We start from the raw sequence: 15,941 nt of genomic DNA, 5'->3' as shown, positions 1-15,941 counted from the left end.
CCTGGCAGCCCCCTCCCCGCCCGCTCGCTCCGCGCGACCTGCCTCGGGAGGACGCCCCGGTTCCCTCGCCGCCGACCGAGCCGCCTTCGCCATCGACCGCGGCGCCCGCTCCTGCGTCTGGTTCGCGTCCTGGCCCAGCGCCCGCACCCCAGCAGCGGCCCGCGCCAGCGCCCGCACCGGCACCCCGCCCGCAACCTGCGGCGCCGGCCCCACGCCCACCTGCGCGGGACAAAAGCGGCCTGCCGAACCTGAATATCCCGCCGCACGAAGTCCGCGGGCGCATCGAGGACGCGGTGCCTGATATGCCGGCCGTGCCCGCTATGCCTGCGCCCGCCCCGCCACCTGCGCCGCCGCTGCCGCCTGCGCCGCGGATTCCGGGCCTCTAGCTCACCGCTTTCAGCCCCACGATGCCACCGATGATCATGGCGAGGAATAGCACCTTCCACACCGTGGCGGCCTCGTGTCCAGCCGCGAAGGAATAGATGACCGCCACCGACGCCCCAACGCCTGCCCATACCGCATAGGCCGTGCCCACCGGGATGCTGCGCATCGCCCAGGCCAGCCCGCCCATGGAAATCGCGCAGGCCACGAGGAAAATAAGCGAGGGCCACAGGCGCGTAAAACCTGCGGACTTATCCAGCGCCGCCGCCCACACGGCCTCGAATGCGCCGGAGAAAATCAAGATGAACCACGCCATAGCTGCTTCCTGGCCGTCTTGTCGCGTTGCCGGGTACGGCTCCCTCGTCCGGGGCTCGCGCAAGCCGCGGCGAACCTGCACCCAATGATGGCACACTAGGAAACCATGAAGATTGCATTTCTTGGAACTGGCCGCATGGGAACCGAACTAGCCCGCCGCCTGCTCAATGAGCAAGACGGCATCGAATTGACCGTCTGGAACCGCACCGCTGAGCGCGCCCAGCCGCTGGTGGAGGAAGGCGCCGAGGTTGCCGCCTCGCCCACCGAGGCCGTAGCGAACGCCGAGGTCATTATTACCTCGCTCTTCGGGCCTGACGATGTCCGCGAGGTCGTCGTCGAGCCGCAGCTCATCCCCGCCGGCGTAACTTGGATCGACACCACCACCGTCTCGCCCAACGATGCCCGCGAATTCGCCGCCGCCGTGGAGACCTACGTCCACGCCCCGGTCGTCGGCACGCTCGGCCCGGCTCGCGAGGGCAAGCTCGGCGTCTATGTGGGCACGCCTGACGACGCCCGCCGCGAGCAAGCCATGTCCCTCGCCGAGTCCTGGGCGGGCGAAGAAAAGCTCATCGGAGTGGAGGCGGCGGCCACGGCGGCCATCGGAAAGCTGCTGGCAAACCTCGCGCTCGCCGTCACCGCCGAGGGCCTGCTCGAAGCCCTGCAGCTCGGCGAGTCCGAGGGTCTGGACTCCGAGGTGGTGCTGCAGATGCTCGATATCACCGGCCTGTCCTTCATCGCCAATATGAAGGCGCCGTTTATCACCGGCGAGCGCAATACCGACCCGGGCGATTTCACCGTCGACGCCCTGGCCAAGGACGCCAAGCTCATGGAGATGACCTCTACCAAGCCGCTGCCCGCCCTTACCGCCGCCATCGGCCGCTTCGAAGAGATGCAGGCCATGGGCCACGGCAATCAGGACTTCTCCTCCATCTTCGTCTTCCGCAATAAAGGCTAGTTATCCACAGGTCCGCCGGGCGTGCGGGCCGAAATTCTCCCTTTCGGCCCTAGTTATCCACAGGTTTGCGCGCTCGTCCTCGCGCGGGTTGCGCGCCGTAGCTTAGGCTGCGGGGCATGACAGCTCTTCAGACTTATCTCGCGGCCTTGGCGCCCGGCATCGACATCGTTGCCGGGTGCGTCGGCATGTCTGAAGACCAGCTGCGCGCCGCCGGGGCGCCCAATAAGACGGCCCGCACCTTGCTCACGCTTGCCGACGCCCTCTTTGCCCCCACCTCCTTTACCCGCCTCCAACGCCAGGCGGTTACCGCCGCCCGCGACCGCGCCCACCCACTGCCCACGCTGGAGGTCATCGAGCGCTACGCATCCCGCGCCAAGACCAAGCGCGACGCCTGGCGCCTGCGCGTGGAGCTATGCCGCACCGCCGCCGATACCGATGAGATGGAAAAGCTGGCGCGCAAGAAACTGCGCGAGCTCAATCCCCCAGCCCCGCCGCGCCCCGGCGTGCGCATCCGCCGCCGCAAGGACGCGCCGTGGACCCTCGCGATTACCGGGCCATCCTCGCTCATCGCTGACCTGGAATCCAGCCTGGACGAGGACGCGCCCCCTCGACTCCGTTGCGGAGCTCTTCTCCCCTTCCGGCGCCGCCCCAGTCTCCCGTCCGACCATTACGACGAACGCGATCATCACGCTCGACGAGCTTGACCGCATCATCGATGGCGACGGCGAGGAAATCACCATCCAGCTCACCAACGGCGCCCGCCTCACCGGCGCGGAACTCGTCTCGCGCACGCTGGCAGAGCGCGGCCTTATCACCCTCGTTCACCCCTTCGAGGGCGCGGTCAACCTCTACCGCACGGAACGCATGGCCAACGAGAAGCAACGGCTCATGGCCGCCGCGGAAAATCCGGTGTGCCCGTGGGCCGAATGCAACTATCCGGCGGATAAATGCCAGGTGCACCACTTGCAGGCGTGGCGGCACGGCGGCGATACCAATATGGCAAACCTCGCCACCTGTTGCCCGTACCACAACGGCGTCAATGACGATGATCCGAATGCCCCACCGGTGCGCGGGCGCCTCGTTCGGCGCCGAGGCCGCGTGGTGTGGCAGCCGCCCTGGGCAGATACCGCGCCATCACCGCCATCGGCCCACTAGCCCCCTAAACCGCCAGGCAGCAGGATGCCCTGCTGCCGCATTGGCATGCCCGCAGCTAGCGAGCCCCGCAGCTAGCGAGCGATACGAGCCGCAGCGGCGCGGGCGTCCGCGATGACATTGGGTACGCCAACCCCGCCGGCCCAAGCGCCGGTGGCATCGATGCCCGGCGTCGCCGCGAGGGCGCCGCGCGCGCCGGCCACGGTTTCCAGGTGGCCGGCATCAAAGCGTGGCAGGCCGCCGAACCAGCGCTGGGTGAAAATCTCGGCGACGCCCGCGGCGCGGCCGTCGAAGCCGGTGAGGCGCTGGAGGTCGTCGAGGGCATAGTCGACGAGGTCATCTTCCTCGGCGCGGACGATGGCGTCGTCGCCAAAGCGGCCGAAAGAGGCGCGCACCAAGGCACCGCCGCGCTCGGCCAAGTGCGGCCACTTGCGCGAGGACAGCGTGAATGCCTTGGCGTGAACGTCGTCTTGGTCGGTGGCAACGAGGATGCCGGAGTTCTGTGGCAACGCGTTGCCGGACGGGTCCGTGTCAGACTCGAACTTCAGGCCCACGACTGCCGACGCCGCCAGCTTCACGCTCTTCAACCGCTCCGCCGCCCGCGGGGACACCTTGGGGAGCAGGCGCGCTGCGGTCGGGGCCGGGGTGGCCACCAGCACGCGGTCGAAGGGGACGGTATCGCCGGGTGCGCCGGCCAGGCGGAATTTCTCGCCCTCGCGAGTGATGCCGGAGATGAAGGTATCGAGGTAGATCTTGGCGCGGGATTTATCGGCCAGCGTCTCGTAGAGTTCTGCGTAGCCGCCGCGGAAGGTCTGAAAGACGGGTCCGCCGCTGCTCGGCTTGGCCGCGCGCGCTTCTTCCAACGAGCGGACCGCGGCCGAGAGGGTGACCGGGCCGCGCGCGGAGAGCGCGTCGAGCGTCTCGGCCAGCGCCGGGATGGTCGCGCGCACACCCAGGTCATCGGCCGAGCAGGAGTACACGCCGCCGAGGAGGGCGGAGATGACGTGGTCAACGAGGTCGTCGCCAAACTGCTGGCGCACTAGGCGGCCGACGGAGACGTCGCTGCCGGCCGTCCACTCGAAGGGCTCCTCGTTGTCGATGCGACGGGCGGTCTCGGCCGAAACCAGGTGTGCGACCGGCTCCGAGTGCGAAGGAATGCCCATCATCCCGCCGCGCGGCAGCGGCTTAAGCTCGCCGGAGTACACCAGGGAGTGCAGACCGGAGGGCTCAACCAGGCTGTCGCCCAGGCCGAGGGATTCGATGAATTCCACGGCGTCGTGGCGGCGGGCGAGGAAGGCCTCGGCGCCCATGTCGGTGGGTCCGCCATTAAACGGCACGGAGTACAGCTTGCCGCCGATGCGGCCGGCGGCCTCGAAAACCTCAACGTCGTGGTCGCGCAGCTCGTAGGCGGCCGTCAAGCCCGCCAGGCCAGCACCAATAATCGCAATACGCATTTAGCCCTCCTCGTGGATGATGGATACGGCGCGGGTGATGGCCTCCGCGTCGGTAGTTGGCAAGACCCCGTGGCCGAGGTTCCAGATATGGCCGTCGATATCGCCGCGCTCGCGCGCCCGGCTGACCTCGCCGCGGATGGTGCGTACGGCCTGGCGCACGGCATCGTCGCCGGCAAAAAGCATGGCCGGGTCAAGGTTGCCCTGCAGCACGCGGGCGCTCACGCGCTCGGCCGCGGCATCCATGGGCACGCGATAGTCGACGCCCATTACCTCCGATCCTGCCTCCGACATGGCCGGCAAGAGCTCGCCGGTTCCGACGCCGAAGTGGATGCGCGGAATGTCCACGCCGGCCAGGATTTCTCGCGAATACGGCAAAACAAACTCGCGGTAGTCGCGCTCGTTAAGGTAGCCCGCCCAGGAATCGAAAAGCTGCATAGCATCAATGCCGGCGTCTACCTGCACCTGCAGGAAGCGGGTGATGGTAGGAACGAGGCGGCGCATGAGCATATGCCAAGTCTCCGGCTCGGCGTGCATGAGGGCCTTGGTGCGCTCGTGGTTCTTGGATGGGCCGCCCTCAACGAGGTAGCTGGCCAGCGTAAACGGCGCGCCAACAAAGCCGATGAGTGCTTGGGTTTCGGTGAGCTCGGCCAGGATGCGGGCGATGCCCTCGGTGACCTCGGGGACGTCGGTATCCAGCAGCGGCAGCTTGCCGACGTCCTCCCTACTCCGCACCGCCTGCTCCATCACCGGCCCACGGCCCGGCACAATATCGACCTTGACGCCCGCGGCCTTGAGCGGGACGACGATATCGGAGAACAAGATGGCGGCATCGACGTCGTGGCGGCGCACCGGCTGCAGGGTGATTTCTGCCAGCAGTTCCGGCATGAAGCAAGAATCGAGCATGCTAATCCCCTCGCGGGCGGCGCGGTACTCCGGCAGTGAGCGGCCGGCCTGGCGCATGAACCAGACTGGAGGGCGGGAGGGGGTGCGGCCGAGGGCGGCGTCGATAAGCGGGGCACGATTGAGTCGAGACATGCCCCAATTATGAATCAAAAGTTGGAGTGAGGGCTAATTAGCCACGCAAGCTGCGGTCCTTGATGAAGCGGTTGGACTGCGGCTGGAAAAGCAGCGCGAGGGCGACGATCAAGGTGATGGGGATAATCAGCAACCCGAGCCCGCCGATGCCGAGCGCGAGGGCGGCGATATTGGTAAAAAGCGCGAACGCGATGACCACGGTAATGATGCGGCGCGCCCACTTGGAGCCGCCGGCCAGCTGCGCCGCGAAGAGCGCAAGCAGAATGGCGCCGACGGCATTGGTCACCGCGACAAACAGGCGATTGGAATGGAGGTACTCCGCGACCTGCGCATTCTGCGGCTCCACCTGTGGCCCGCCCGAGCCGAAGATGCCCACCATGCCGCTGACCAGCATGATCACGGCGCTGACGACGAGCACCCAATATGCCCAGCGCAGCGGCCGCGGCCACGCGTCGAGGTTCTCCTTGGCGGAGGTGTTTCGGGCCGCGCGGTTATAGTCGCGGGGCCCGGGCCGCTCGGTGTTATTCATCGCTTGTCCTCCCTGTCGGCACGGTCGGCGCGGTCGGCACGGTTGGTGCGGTCGGGGCGTTCGCGTTTGCCGCCGTCGCGGTTGCCGCGCTGGTCGCCCTTGGAGCGCGTGCGCTTTTCTTCGGCGCGCTTCTTCTCGCGCTGCGCTTGCTCGAGTTCCTTTTCCAGCTCGCGCATCTGCTCGAGTTCGCCGGTGTAGTCCAAGGTTTCGGCCCGCACGGAGAAAATCAGGCCGAGCACCGCCGCGACGCCGACAAGGATCTGCACCATGCCATCGGCGGCAAAGAGCCAATCGGGCACGTCCGCGCCGGCCGGGGTAAGCATAAAGGTCAGCAGGATGCGGAATCCGAAGTAGAGCGAGAAGGCGAACCACACGCGGCGCGAGGTGCCGGCCCGCTTGCTGCGGTTAGCAAGGGACCGCAACAGGAAGGCCAGCAGCACGATAATCGCCAAGGATATGGCCGCCGAAAGGGCGACGGAGCCGTAGGCGGCGGTGCGGAGGAAGGCGTCGGAAAGCTGGGCTTCATCCACGCCGGCCGGTGCGGATTTGGCCATCTCCTTGGCCTGCGACATGAGTACGTCGTGGTTGAGCAGCGTGAGCACCACGTTGAGCACCTGGTGCACGGCCTCGCCGCATAGCGCGCCCAGCCACAGCCACAGCATGTACGTCACGGACTCCGGCCGCTGCTGCTGCCGCGGCGGGCGGTGCGTGGGAGGGGCAGGGGCGGGCGACGGGGGCGTAGCAGTCACAGGGGTCCTTTACTTGAGCAGGCGGGCGGCTTCGGTAGCGAAGTAGGTCAGAATCTGATCGGCGCCGGCGCGCTTGAATGCGGTCAGGGACTCGAGCATGATGGCTTCGCCGTCGATCCAGCCGTTGGCGGCCGCGGCCTTGACCATCGCGTACTCGCCGGAGACCTGGTAGACCGCGACCGGCACGGGAGAAGTCTCCGCCACGGCCGAAAGCACGTCCAGGTAGGGCAGACCGGGCTTGACCATGACGAAGTCCGCGCCCTCGTCGATGTCGAGCTCGGCTTCGAGCAGGGATTCGCGGAAGTTGCGCGGGTCCTGCTGGTAGGTGCGGCGGTCGCCTTCCAGGGAGGAACCGACGGCATCGCGGAACGGACCGAAGAAGGCGGAGGCGTACTTGGCGGAATAAGCCATGATGGCCACGTCCTCGTGGCCGGCCTCGTCGAGATCGGCACGGATGGCGCCGACCTGGCCGTCCATCATGCCGGACGGGGAGACGATTTGGGCGCCGGCGCGGGCTTGGGAGCGGGCCATGTCTTGGTAGAGCTTTACGGAGGCGTCGTTAAGCACGCGGCCTTTGTCATCCAGCACGCCGCAGTGGCCGTGGGAGGTGAACTCGTCGAGGCAAGTATCGGCCATAACGATGAGGTCATCGCCGAATTCCTCGTGGAGGCAGGAAATGCCGCGGTTCAAAATGCCTTGCGGGTCCCAGGCGACGGAGCCGGTGTCATCCTTGTCCTCATCGAGCGGCACGCCGAAAAGGTCGATGCACGGCACGCCGGCCTCCAACGCCTCCTCGGCCGCGCGGCGCAGGGAGTCGAAGGTGTGCTGGTAGACGCCCGGCATGGAGGGAATCTCGCGCGGGGCGTCGAGTCCGTCCACGATGAACATGGGCAGAATCAGGTCCGAGGGGCGGACCTCGGTTTCGGCCACGAGGTTGCGCATCTGCGGGGTGGTGCGCAGGCGGCGTGGGCGGCGGGCTGGGAAGGTGCTCATTGGGTACTCCTTAGAGCGAGACTAAAACTTATGCCTTGTCGACCTTAGTAGCCTTCTTGCGCGAGCGGCGTTTCTTGCGCGGCGCGGGCAGGTTTCCGGCGGCGCGGAGGGCGGCGACGTGGTCTGCGAGGGCGTCGACAAGCGCGGGCACGTCCGCGACTTCGGGCACGACATCGACGCGCAGGCCCATCTCTTCCGCGGCCGCTCTTGCCGACGGCCCGATACACGCAATGATCGTCCGCTGGTGCGGTTTGCCCGCAATGCCCACCAGATTGCGCACGGTGGACCCGGAGGTGAAGGCGACGGCGTCGAAGCCGCCGGTCTTGATCATGTCGCGGATTTCGGCCGAAGGCGGGGCGGCGCGGACGGTGCGGTAGGCCACGACGTCGTCGACCTCCCAGTCGAGGGCCTTGAGCCCGTCAACTAGGGTGTCGGCCGCGATATCGGCGCGCGGGAGCAGGACGCGGCCGACGGCGTCGATGTCTTCTACGAAGTTGGGGAAGACATCGAGCAGGCCCTCGGCGTTCTGCTTCTTCTTGTGTGGCAGAAGCTCCGGAACCATGCCTTTGGCGCGGATGGCGGCCGCGGTTTTGGTGCCCACGGCCGCGAGGTGGACGCCGGCGAAATCGCGGGCGTCGAGGCCGAGCTGGGCGATTTTATCCCACACCGCGGTCACGGCGTTGACGGAGGTGAAGACGATCCACTTGTAGCGGCCCTCGACGATGCCCTTGATGGCGCGGTCCATCTGCGCCGGGTTGCGCGGCGGTTCGATGGAGATGGTGGGCACGTTTTGCGGGATGGCGCCGTAGCCGGCCAGGCGCGCGGACATCGGGCCGGCTTGTTCCTTGGTGCGCGGGACGAGCACGCGCCAACCATAGAGCGGGCGGTTTTCCCACCACGAGTACTTGGTGCGGTCGTCGATGCTGCGGCCGAGGGTGACGACGAGCGGGCCGGTGAGGTCCGCGTCGAGCTTGCCCATGGTGCCCAGCGTGGTCTCGTAGGTGCGCTGCAGGCGGGTGGTGCCGTGGACAGTGACAAATGCCTCGGTCTCGGCCGGCATGCCGCGCTGCTGCAGCTCATCGGAGATGACCGGCAGGTCTTCCTTGGTGGCTTGCAGGACGATGGGCTGGGTGGCGTTGGCCAGCGCGTCCCAATCGGCGCCGTCGGTAACGTCGGCCTCGGTATAGGTCGAGCCGAGCGCAATGCCGGCAAAGGACGGCACGGTGGATGGCAGGGACATGCCCGGCACTACCTGGAATTCCAGGCCGGCGGACGCCACGGCGTTGATCTCGGCCTTGATGGACTCGCGGTGCAGCGGGTTGCCGGTGACCAGGCGGATGACATCCTCACCATCGGCCTCGACCAAGCACTCGCGCAGCTGGCCGACGATATCTTCGGCCGGCTCGTACAACACCGCGGCCGTTGGCGGCGCGGGGCGCGGCGGTTTGCGGCGCGCGCCCTTGGCTTTGGCATCGGCGCACATTTGGGCGTATTCGGCCTCGGCGGCGTCGAGAAGCTCTTGCGGAACGGGCAGCGCGGCGGCGACGGCATCGCGCACGCCCTGCATGACCTGCGGATCGGTCACGGCGATGGCACTATTTGCCAGAACCTCGCGGGCGCGGACGGTCAGCAGGTCGGGATTACCTGGACCAGCGCCCACAAAGACGATCTTGCCCAATTGGGTGTCTGGCGCGGCATTGCTCATAAAGTTCTTTTCTAAAATCGGGCGCGCGGCACCGCGCACGGACATGATCGCATGCGGTGTGGTTCCCCGCGCCGGCGGTGGGTGACACGGTCTTAACGGCCAAAATCCCAGGCCTTGCGTCCTGGGATGCCCTTAAAGGGGGCCGGATCATTGCGGGACAATGATCTGTGGTATCTACACCTTAAATTATTAGCGCCTAAAGGCGAAATTACTTGCCCAGCAGCTCGGCCGCGCCACCGGCGAAAAGCTCGTCCGAGACGCGCGCGCCAAGATCGGCGGCTTCGGCCGCGGAGCCGGAGGCGGTGGCAGTGAGCTGGCGGGATCCGTCGAGTGCGAAGACGCCGCCGCGCACGGTGAGCTGGTCGCCGTCCCAGCGCGAGGTGGCGGCCACCGGCGCGGTACAGCCGGCCTCGAGGCGGGCCAGCACGGCGCGCTCACCAGCAGCGGCGGCCGAGGCACGGTCGTCGACAATGGCGTCTAGGGCCGCGGCGGCCTCGGTGCCGGCCACGGCCTCGATGGCGAGTGCGCCCTGGGCCGGCGCCGGCATGAAGACGGAGGGTTCGAAGATTTCGGTGGCGCGGTCTGCGTAGCCGCCGCGCAGCAGGCCGGCGTAGGCCAGCAGAACGGCGTCGAGCTCGCCGTCGGTGACCTTGGACATGCGGGTATCGATATTGCCGCGCAGCGGGCGAATCTCCAGGTCCGGGCGGAGGGCGGCCAGCTGGGAGATGCGGCGCGGTGCGGAGGTGCCCACGCGCGCGCCCTGCGGCAGCTGTGCCAGGCTCAGGCCATCGCGGGCGACGAGCGCCTCGCGGGAATCCTGGCGCTGCGGCACCACGAGGCGGAAGCGTTCATCGGGGGCGGTGGGCAGGTCCTTAAACGAGTGCACGGCAATATCGCACTCGCCGGCATACAGCGCCTCGCGCAGCGCCTGGGTAAATACGCCGACGCCGATGCGCTCGACCGGCGCCATATTGACGTCGCCGGCGGTGGTGACGATGTGGAGCTGGGAGTCAAAGCCGGCGTCGATAAGCCAATCGCGCACATGGCCGGCCTGGGTGGTGGCGAGCTTGGAGCCGCGGGTACCAATCTGAAACATTTAGGCCTCCTTAGTCATGGTGGGCAATTCATTGACGGCCACGGACACACCGGAGCCTTCCAGCTGCAGGCCAAAGAGCTCCTGCAGGGCGCTTTCACTGCTGACACTGCTTTCCGACGCCGCCAGCTTCTTCGCCCTAACCGTCGGTTCATGCAGCAGTTTATCGGCCACGCGCTTGAGCGCGCGCTGAACGTCCTCGAGCTGCTTGCCCGCGAGCTCGGGGTGCTTGTGCTGCAGGCGCGCGGCCTCGCACTCGACGAGATCGGCCGCGCGGCGGTGCAGGGCGCTTACGGCCGGAGCGACGTCGCGCACGCGCTGGGCCGAGGTATAGGCCGCCAGCTCCTCGTCGACGATGTGGCGGGCCTGCGCGTGCGGGCTGGTGCCGGCCGCGACATCGGTATCGGCGGCCGAAAGCGACTTGCTCAGGCGCTCGATATTGACCAGGTCCACGCCCTCGGCCGCGGCGGCGGCATCGTCGATATCGCGCGGCAGGGAGAGATCGATGAGCATGAGAGCGCGGCCGGCGGGGAGGTCGGCGGCCTCGATGGTGAAGTTATCGGCGCCGGTGGCGGAGATGGCAAGGTCGACGTCGGAAAGCGCGGCGGCGCGCTCAGAAAAGTCCAGGACGCGGGTGGCAACGCCCGCCTCCTCGGCGTGGCTGGCCAGGCGCTCGGCGCGCTCGCGGGTGCGGTTGGCCAGCACCAGCTCCTTAACCCCCAGCCGGCCGGCGTGGGTGGCGGCGAGGGACGCCATGGCGCCCGCACCAAGGATCAGCGCAGTCTTGCCGGTCAGGTCCCCGGCGTCGAGGCGCTGCAAGGCCTGGTCGAAGGCGAAGGACACCATGGAGGCGCCGGCCTCGTCGATATCGGTCTCGGAGTGCACGCGCTTGCCCGCCCGCAGCGCGGCCTGCGCCAGCGCGTGAATGCGCGGGCCGACCGTGCCCTGCTCGGAGGCGGACTGGTAGGCGCTGCGCACCTGGCCGATGATCTGCTGCTCGCCCACCACCATGGAATCCAGGCCGGAGGTCACGGACATCAGGTGCTCGGCCGCGGCGTCGGCATAGCGCACGTAGAGGTAGTTGCGCAGCTCCTGCTCGCCCACGCCCGACACCTGGGTGAGCACGCGCACGACTTCCTGCACGCCGGCGTGGAAGGAGTTGGTGACGGTGTAGACCTCCATGCGGTTGCAGGTGGAGATAATCATCGCCTCTGACAGCGGCTCGGCCGCCACGAGTTGCCCGCAGGCGGAATCCTGGACCGCACTATCCATGCTCAGCTTTTCCAGCAGCGCCACCGGCGCCGACTGGTGGGACATGCCCACGACGAGCACGCTCATGCACAACACTCCTCAACCCTTTGATTGATTTTAATCCTCCAAAAGACTACCCGTCGGTGTCGCGGATCCCGAATCAACCGGCCAGCTCGGCCGCTAACTCCTCGTTGTCTACTTCCCAGCAGGCAAACTCTTCGCCGTCGATGACCACGACGGGCACGCGGTCACCGAACTCCATGGCCAGCTCCGCGTCCTCATCCACGTTACGCACGGCAAGCTCCGCGCCTGCCTGCTTGACGACGGGGGTGATCTGCTCCCTCACGCGCGCGCAAGAACCGCAGGTGGTGCGCACCATGAGCTCGACGAGATGCTGAGACATATTCTCCTCACAAGGACGGCGGCGGTGGAAACCATTACTATGGACACGTTAGTCCACCCCGCGTTTGCGAAAGCTGTTTGTCTCACTCGTGTCCGCTACCACTCCCCCAGGGTTCCCCGAATCCCCTCGCGACTTCTTGGCCAATTGGACCGCCTCGCGCGGTAACCTGCGCAATTTCTTGGAGACCCAAGCGCTCGCCCCGCTGGACGAGGAATCGCAGCGCACCGCCGGTGAAGCCGCGGCCGCCGCGGCGCTGGAGGAATTTGGGCTGGAGCTGGAGGATTTCGCCTCCGGCGTGGACTCGGTCACCGGTTCCTATGACGCGGCCGGCGCGCAGCGCATCACCGCCCAGGACCCGGACGTGCCGGTGGATGTGGGCGCGGCAGCGTTTTTCGACGTCGATAACACCCTCATCCAAGGCTCTTCCCTCGTGGAATTCGCCTTTGGCTTGGCGCGCAAGCGCTATTTCCGGCTTTCTGAAATCCTGCCGATAGCGTGGAAGCAGCTCAAGTTCCGCGTCTCCGGCAGCGAAAATGCCAAGGACGTGGCCGTGGGCCGCGCGCAGGCACTGGAGTTTGTCAAAGGCCGCAGCGTCGACGAGCTGGTGGATTTGTGCGAGGAAATCGTGGACGCCTCGCTGGCCCGCCGCGCCTACCCCGGCACCACGCAGCTGGCGGAGATGCACCTAGCCGCCGGCCAGCAGGTATGGCTGGTCACCGCCACCCCGGTCCAGCTGGCACAGGTGCTCGCCCGGCGCTTCGGGTTTACAGGCGCGCTCGGCACCGTCGCGGAGGTCAAGGACGGCAAGTTCACCGGCAGGCTGGTCGGCGATATCCTCCACGGGCCCGGCAAGAAGCACGCCGTGGCCGCGCTCGCGACCATCGAGGGCCTCGATCTCTCGCGCTGCACCGCATACTCGGATTCGGCCAACGATGTGCCGATGCTGTCCATGGTCGGCACCGCCGTAGCCATTAATCCGGACCGCAAGCTGCGCGATATCGCTGGCGACCGCGGCTGGCTCGTGCGCGACTATCGCTCCGTGCGCCGCGCCATCCGCACCTATGGCCTCCCGGCGCTGGCCACCGCCGCCTTCTCCTATGGCGGCTGGCGCTACTACCGGCGGTAGCAAGGGCGGGAGCGGGCGCTGGGGGACGTCGGCAAGCATGCAAAAACCCTCCGCGCAAGGGCGGAGGGCAAGAAGCGGGCTGGGGTTTACTTGCCCAGCTTACGACGCTGCACGCGGGTGCGGCGCAGCATCTTGCGGTGCTTCTTCTTGGACATGCGCTTGCGGCGCTTCTTAATGACGGAACCCATGGAGTCCTCACTTTCGTGTAGTACGTACTGTCAAACTTGTCAGCGCTAAAACGGCGAAGGTGCACTCTTGCCGCCGTGGCCACACGGACCGCGGGCCACATCAGCGAGCCGACACGAATGCACACCATCTTACCCAGCACCCAGCCCGTGACCAAAAAGGGCCTATGCGAAACAACAGCGCCCACCACCGCTGACCACGAGGGCCAACAGAGGTGGGCGCTGTCTGTGCGGCGCGAGCCTAGGCTCCGTAGACGGAAGCCTCCAAGTACTCGTTGACGGCGGACTCGTGAACGCGGAAGGAGCGTCCGACGCGAACAGCCGGCATTTCGCCTGCGTGAACCAAACGGTAGACGGTCATCTTGGAGACGCGCATAATCTCGGCGACCTCCGCGATCGTCAGAAAGGTTCCCTTTTCTTCATTTGCCATATATATCTAACCCTTCAGCTCGTTACGCGCTGTAGGCTTCCCCTCCCACAGGACTTCACGCACGTGCTTGCCCTAGCCTATCGTGAAACATGTGACTAATGCGACCCAAGTGCCAAATTTTTTCACAGCATTCATTAGGGTTTCCCCCAAAAGCGCTGCTTAACACCCGCCCCAACACTCCCGGGTGGGTACACCCCCACCACGGGGAGGTCGCACACGGCGGCGCTAGCCGAGCTCCTTAGCCTTATCGGAGCAGGCCTCTGCCGCGCGGTAGAACGCGCCGCGCAAGCCGGACTCCTCCAGCTCGCGGACGGCGGCCGCGGTAGTGCCACCCGGCGAGGTTACGCCAGCGCGCAGCTGGGTGGCCGAGCGACCGGAGCTAACCAGCATCTCACCAGAGCCTGCTGCGGCCTGGGCGGCAAGCTTCTCGGCGACGTCGCGGGGAAGGCCGAGCTGCACGCCGGCATCGACAAGCGCTTCTGCCACAAGGAAGAAATAGGCCGGGGAGGATCCCGCCAGTGCGGTGGCGGCGTCGATATTCTTCTCCGGGATGACCGCAACCTCGCCGACGGCCTCCAGCAGCTCGCGCACGCCGTCCATCTGGGCGTCGCTCACGTGCTCACCGGCCGCGCAGGTGCACATGCCGCGGCGCACCAACATGGGGGTATTGGGCATAACGCGCACCACCGGCACACCTTCGCCCGCCGCACCCTGCAGCTGCTCCAGCGTCAGGCCTGCGGCCATGGAAACTACCACGGCGTCCTTTGCCGGCTTAAGGCCCTCGAGCAGGTCGAGGATGGCATAAGGCTTCACACAGGCGAAGATATAGTCCGCGCCGTCCACCGCCGCCGCATTATCGCTGGTGACGTTGACGCCATAAGTCTCTTTGAGTTCCTGGCTGCGCGATTCGGTGCGATTGGTGACCGTGATATCCGAGCCCGCAAAGCCGGAAGCTACGAGTCCCGAGGTCAAAGCCTCACCGATTTGTCCGCCGCCTAAAATTGCAATCTTTGTCATAGTCTCCACCATGCCAAAAATGCGGAACCCCGGCTACCACGTGGGGTAACCGGGGCGTCGACAAGCGAGGGGCTTAGAGCATAACCAACAGCAGCGGGCCGAAGGTCAGGATTAGGCCGGTAAAGCCGGCCAGGAACATGGAGAACCCATCGCGCGCGGTGCGCAGGGCGTGCGTCACGCCCACCATAATTGCGGTGACGCACAGCGCCAGGATGGCGACGACTAGGCGCGGGAAGCTATCCCACAGAATCTCAAAGCCCTTGAAGATGACAATCGCCAGCAGGATGCCCGCGACAATCATCAGCAGGATGGACACTGGGTTGAGCTTCTCGTGCTCTTCCTCGATCCACTCTTTGTCGTCCTCGACCTTGGGCAGGTTGCCGGTTTCCTCGGCATCCTTAGCGACGCCCGCCTTCTTCGACGCCGGCACCGCCGCGGCGGCCGCTCCAGCGCCGGCTGCCGCAGCTCCCGCTCCGGCTGCCTTTGCGCCCTTGTCGGCCTTCGGCTTTTCGGCAACGGGCTTCGCTGCGGTGATCTTGTCCGCGCTGGCCTTGTCTGCGGTCGGCTTCTCCGCTGCAGGCTTGGTGGCAGCAGACTTGGCGTCGTCCGTCTTCGCCTTATCCACGCGCTGGATTACCGCGGTGTCATCGGCAGAAGGCTGCTTCTTCTTTGCGGTGGGCTGTGCAGCCGATGGGGCGGACGCGGCCGGCTGTGCGGTCTGCGCTGGCTTGGCGGCAGCCTTGGCTGCGGGCTTCTCCGCAGATTTAGGAGCAGCCTTTGGTTCTGCCTTTGCGGCGGTCTTTGGTGCAGCCTTCGATGCGGCCTTCGGCGCGGCAGGCTGAGCAGCGGTCGTGGCTGCGGACTGAGAAGCAGGCTTGTCGGTGGACTTCTTTGCGGAGTCGGTATCGGTCGCGTCGGCGGCCTTGGGGGCGCGGATGACGGGGGCGTCCTCGTCGATGGAGACGGAGGTGTGCTTGGCCTCGGCAGGCGAAGCCTCGACCTTCTTGAGGTTGCCGGTTAGCTCGGCAACGGAAATGCCGCCTTCATCGAGGCTGCGGCGGTGGCGGCGCGAACGCTTCTCGTCCTTGCCGTCCTTTTCGCCGCGGGCCTTCTTATTGCGAGCCAGCAGCTCCGCCACGGTCAACTGGTTTTTGTCAGCCATGATCTC

At 66.7% G+C, this 15,941-nt stretch carries 17 protein-coding genes, 1 pseudogene and 1 riboswitch; of the genes and pseudogenes, 4 read left to right on the top strand and 14 right to left on the bottom strand.

Annotated elements, in window-relative coordinates; genetic code table 11:
• The coding region (locus MHX61_RS07355) for a hypothetical protein (RefSeq protein ID WP_239193841.1) at positions 1-301 on the top strand (301 nt) is incomplete at its 5' end.
• Between the two features lie 81 nt (positions 302-382).
• On the opposite strand, the gene MHX61_RS07350 is transcribed toward MHX61_RS07355, so the two are convergent.
• Complete coding sequence (locus MHX61_RS07350) at positions 383-697, bottom strand: multidrug efflux SMR transporter (protein ID WP_005327239.1); 315 nt, start codon at positions 695-697, stop codon at positions 383-385.
• Positions 698-705: 8 nt separating this feature from the next.
• Positions 706-776: riboswitch (guanidine-III (ykkC-III) riboswitch) on the bottom strand.
• A gap of 26 nt (positions 777-802) precedes the next feature.
• Here MHX61_RS07350 and MHX61_RS07345 point away from each other — a divergent pair.
• Positions 803-1,651 (top strand): NAD(P)-dependent oxidoreductase, encoded by an 849-nt coding sequence (locus tag MHX61_RS07345; RefSeq protein WP_239193839.1) that lies wholly within the window; start codon positions 803-805, stop codon positions 1,649-1,651.
• 116 nt (positions 1,652-1,767) lie between these two features.
• A pseudogene (locus tag MHX61_RS07340) lies at positions 1,768-2,806 on the top strand (HNH endonuclease signature motif containing protein).
• A 71-nt stretch (positions 2,807-2,877) separates the two neighbouring features.
• Here MHX61_RS07340 and MHX61_RS07335 read toward each other — a convergent pair.
• From MHX61_RS07335 to MHX61_RS07295, 9 genes are all read right to left on the bottom strand, one after another.
• A complete protein-coding gene (locus MHX61_RS07335; RefSeq protein WP_239193837.1) occupies positions 2,878-4,257 on the bottom strand; it encodes a protoporphyrinogen oxidase in 1,380 nt (459 codons plus the stop codon).
• Complete coding sequence (gene hemE / locus MHX61_RS07330) at positions 4,258-5,292, bottom strand: uroporphyrinogen decarboxylase (protein WP_239193835.1); 1,035 nt, start codon at positions 5,290-5,292, stop codon at positions 4,258-4,260. It lies immediately after the preceding gene.
• 37 nt (positions 5,293-5,329) lie between these two features.
• Positions 5,330-5,821 (bottom strand): tellurium resistance protein TerC, encoded by a 492-nt coding sequence (locus tag MHX61_RS07325; RefSeq protein ID WP_239193833.1) that lies wholly within the window; start codon positions 5,819-5,821, stop codon positions 5,330-5,332.
• Positions 5,818-6,570: a hypothetical protein gene (locus tag MHX61_RS07320; RefSeq protein ID WP_239193831.1), complete on the bottom strand. Its 753-nt coding sequence runs from the start codon at positions 6,568-6,570 to the stop codon at positions 5,818-5,820. The genes MHX61_RS07325 and MHX61_RS07320 overlap by 4 nt, the downstream gene beginning before the upstream one ends.
• Before the next feature lie 9 nt (positions 6,571-6,579).
• The gene (gene hemB / locus MHX61_RS07315; RefSeq protein WP_239193829.1) at positions 6,580-7,563 is read right to left on the bottom strand and encodes a porphobilinogen synthase; all 984 of its coding nucleotides are present in this window, start codon (positions 7,561-7,563) and stop codon (positions 6,580-6,582) included.
• Positions 7,564-7,591: 28 nt separating this feature from the next.
• The gene (locus MHX61_RS07310; RefSeq protein WP_234447402.1) at positions 7,592-9,268 is read right to left on the bottom strand and encodes a uroporphyrinogen-III synthase; all 1,677 of its coding nucleotides are present in this window, start codon (positions 9,266-9,268) and stop codon (positions 7,592-7,594) included.
• 208 nt (positions 9,269-9,476) lie between these two features.
• Positions 9,477-10,364: a hydroxymethylbilane synthase gene (hemC, locus tag MHX61_RS07305; protein ID WP_204610347.1), complete on the bottom strand. Its 888-nt coding sequence runs from the start codon at positions 10,362-10,364 to the stop codon at positions 9,477-9,479.
• On the bottom strand, positions 10,365-11,699 hold the full coding sequence (locus MHX61_RS07300) for a glutamyl-tRNA reductase (protein WP_239193828.1): 1,335 nt from the start codon (positions 11,697-11,699) through the stop codon (positions 10,365-10,367).
• A 73-nt stretch (positions 11,700-11,772) separates the two neighbouring features.
• The gene (locus tag MHX61_RS07295; RefSeq protein WP_150851354.1) at positions 11,773-12,015 is read right to left on the bottom strand and encodes a glutaredoxin family protein; all 243 of its coding nucleotides are present in this window, start codon (positions 12,013-12,015) and stop codon (positions 11,773-11,775) included.
• Positions 12,016-12,103: 88 nt separating this feature from the next.
• Between MHX61_RS07295 and MHX61_RS07290 the strand changes: the two genes are divergently transcribed.
• Complete coding sequence (locus MHX61_RS07290; RefSeq protein WP_204610349.1) at positions 12,104-13,141, top strand: HAD family phosphatase; 1,038 nt, start codon at positions 12,104-12,106, stop codon at positions 13,139-13,141.
• A gap of 86 nt (positions 13,142-13,227) precedes the next feature.
• Here MHX61_RS07290 and MHX61_RS07285 read toward each other — a convergent pair whose 3' ends face one another.
• The 4 genes from MHX61_RS07285 to MHX61_RS07270 form a co-directional block, all read right to left on the bottom strand.
• Complete coding sequence (locus MHX61_RS07285; RefSeq protein WP_003855542.1) at positions 13,228-13,329, bottom strand: 30S ribosomal protein bS22; 102 nt, start codon at positions 13,327-13,329, stop codon at positions 13,228-13,230.
• A gap of 238 nt (positions 13,330-13,567) precedes the next feature.
• Entirely contained in the window at positions 13,568-13,756 is a 189-nt protein-coding gene (locus MHX61_RS07280) for a helix-turn-helix domain-containing protein (RefSeq protein ID WP_005276651.1), read from the bottom strand.
• Positions 13,757-13,981: 225 nt separating this feature from the next.
• The gene (proC, locus tag MHX61_RS07275; RefSeq protein ID WP_239193827.1) at positions 13,982-14,773 is read right to left on the bottom strand and encodes a pyrroline-5-carboxylate reductase; all 792 of its coding nucleotides are present in this window, start codon (positions 14,771-14,773) and stop codon (positions 13,982-13,984) included.
• 73 nt (positions 14,774-14,846) lie between these two features.
• Complete coding sequence (locus MHX61_RS07270) at positions 14,847-15,935, bottom strand: tripartite tricarboxylate transporter TctB family protein (protein ID WP_239193826.1); 1,089 nt, start codon at positions 15,933-15,935, stop codon at positions 14,847-14,849.
• Positions 15,936-15,941: the final 6 nt, after the last annotated feature.

Origin of the sequence: Corynebacterium sp. ACRPF (genome assembly GCF_022347395.1) — a bacterium.
GTDB classification, from domain to species: domain Bacteria; phylum Actinomycetota; class Actinomycetes; order Mycobacteriales; family Mycobacteriaceae; genus Corynebacterium; species Corynebacterium tuberculostearicum_D.
Note: the sequence above shows the minus strand (reverse complement) of the source record. Positions and strands in the feature narration are given on the sequence as shown.

Coding starts and splice junctions, on each gene's coding strand:
- MHX61_RS07310 (WP_234447402.1), bottom strand. CDS start 9,268: ATGAGCAATGCCGCGCCAGACACCCAATTGGGCAAGATCGTCTTTGTG.
- hemC (WP_204610347.1), bottom strand. CDS start 10,364: ATGTTTCAGATTGGTACCCGCGGCTCCAAGCTCGCCACCACCCAGGCC.
- MHX61_RS07270 (WP_239193826.1), bottom strand. CDS start 15,935: ATGGCTGACAAAAACCAGTTGACCGTGGCGGAGCTGCTGGCTCGCAAT.
- MHX61_RS07285 (WP_003855542.1), bottom strand. CDS start 13,329: ATGGGTTCCGTCATTAAGAAGCGCCGCAAGCGCATGTCCAAGAAGAAG.
- proC (WP_239193827.1), bottom strand. CDS start 14,773: ATGACAAAGATTGCAATTTTAGGCGGCGGACAAATCGGTGAGGCTTTG.
- MHX61_RS07325 (WP_239193833.1), bottom strand. CDS start 5,821: ATGAATAACACCGAGCGGCCCGGGCCCCGCGACTATAACCGCGCGGCC.
- hemE (WP_239193835.1), bottom strand. CDS start 5,292: ATGTCTCGACTCAATCGTGCCCCGCTTATCGACGCCGCCCTCGGCCGC.
- hemB (WP_239193829.1), bottom strand. CDS start 7,563: ATGAGCACCTTCCCAGCCCGCCGCCCACGCCGCCTGCGCACCACCCCG.
- MHX61_RS07300 (WP_239193828.1), bottom strand. CDS start 11,699: ATGAGCGTGCTCGTCGTGGGCATGTCCCACCAGTCGGCGCCGGTGGCG.
- MHX61_RS07335 (WP_239193837.1), bottom strand. CDS start 4,257: ATGCGTATTGCGATTATTGGTGCTGGCCTGGCGGGCTTGACGGCCGCC.
- MHX61_RS07280 (WP_005276651.1), bottom strand. CDS start 13,756: ATGGCAAATGAAGAAAAGGGAACCTTTCTGACGATCGCGGAGGTCGCC.
- MHX61_RS07350 (WP_005327239.1), bottom strand. CDS start 697: ATGGCGTGGTTCATCTTGATTTTCTCCGGCGCATTCGAGGCCGTGTGG.
- MHX61_RS07345 (WP_239193839.1), top strand. CDS start 803: ATGAAGATTGCATTTCTTGGAACTGGCCGCATGGGAACCGAACTAGCC.
- MHX61_RS07295 (WP_150851354.1), bottom strand. CDS start 12,015: ATGTCTCAGCATCTCGTCGAGCTCATGGTGCGCACCACCTGCGGTTCT.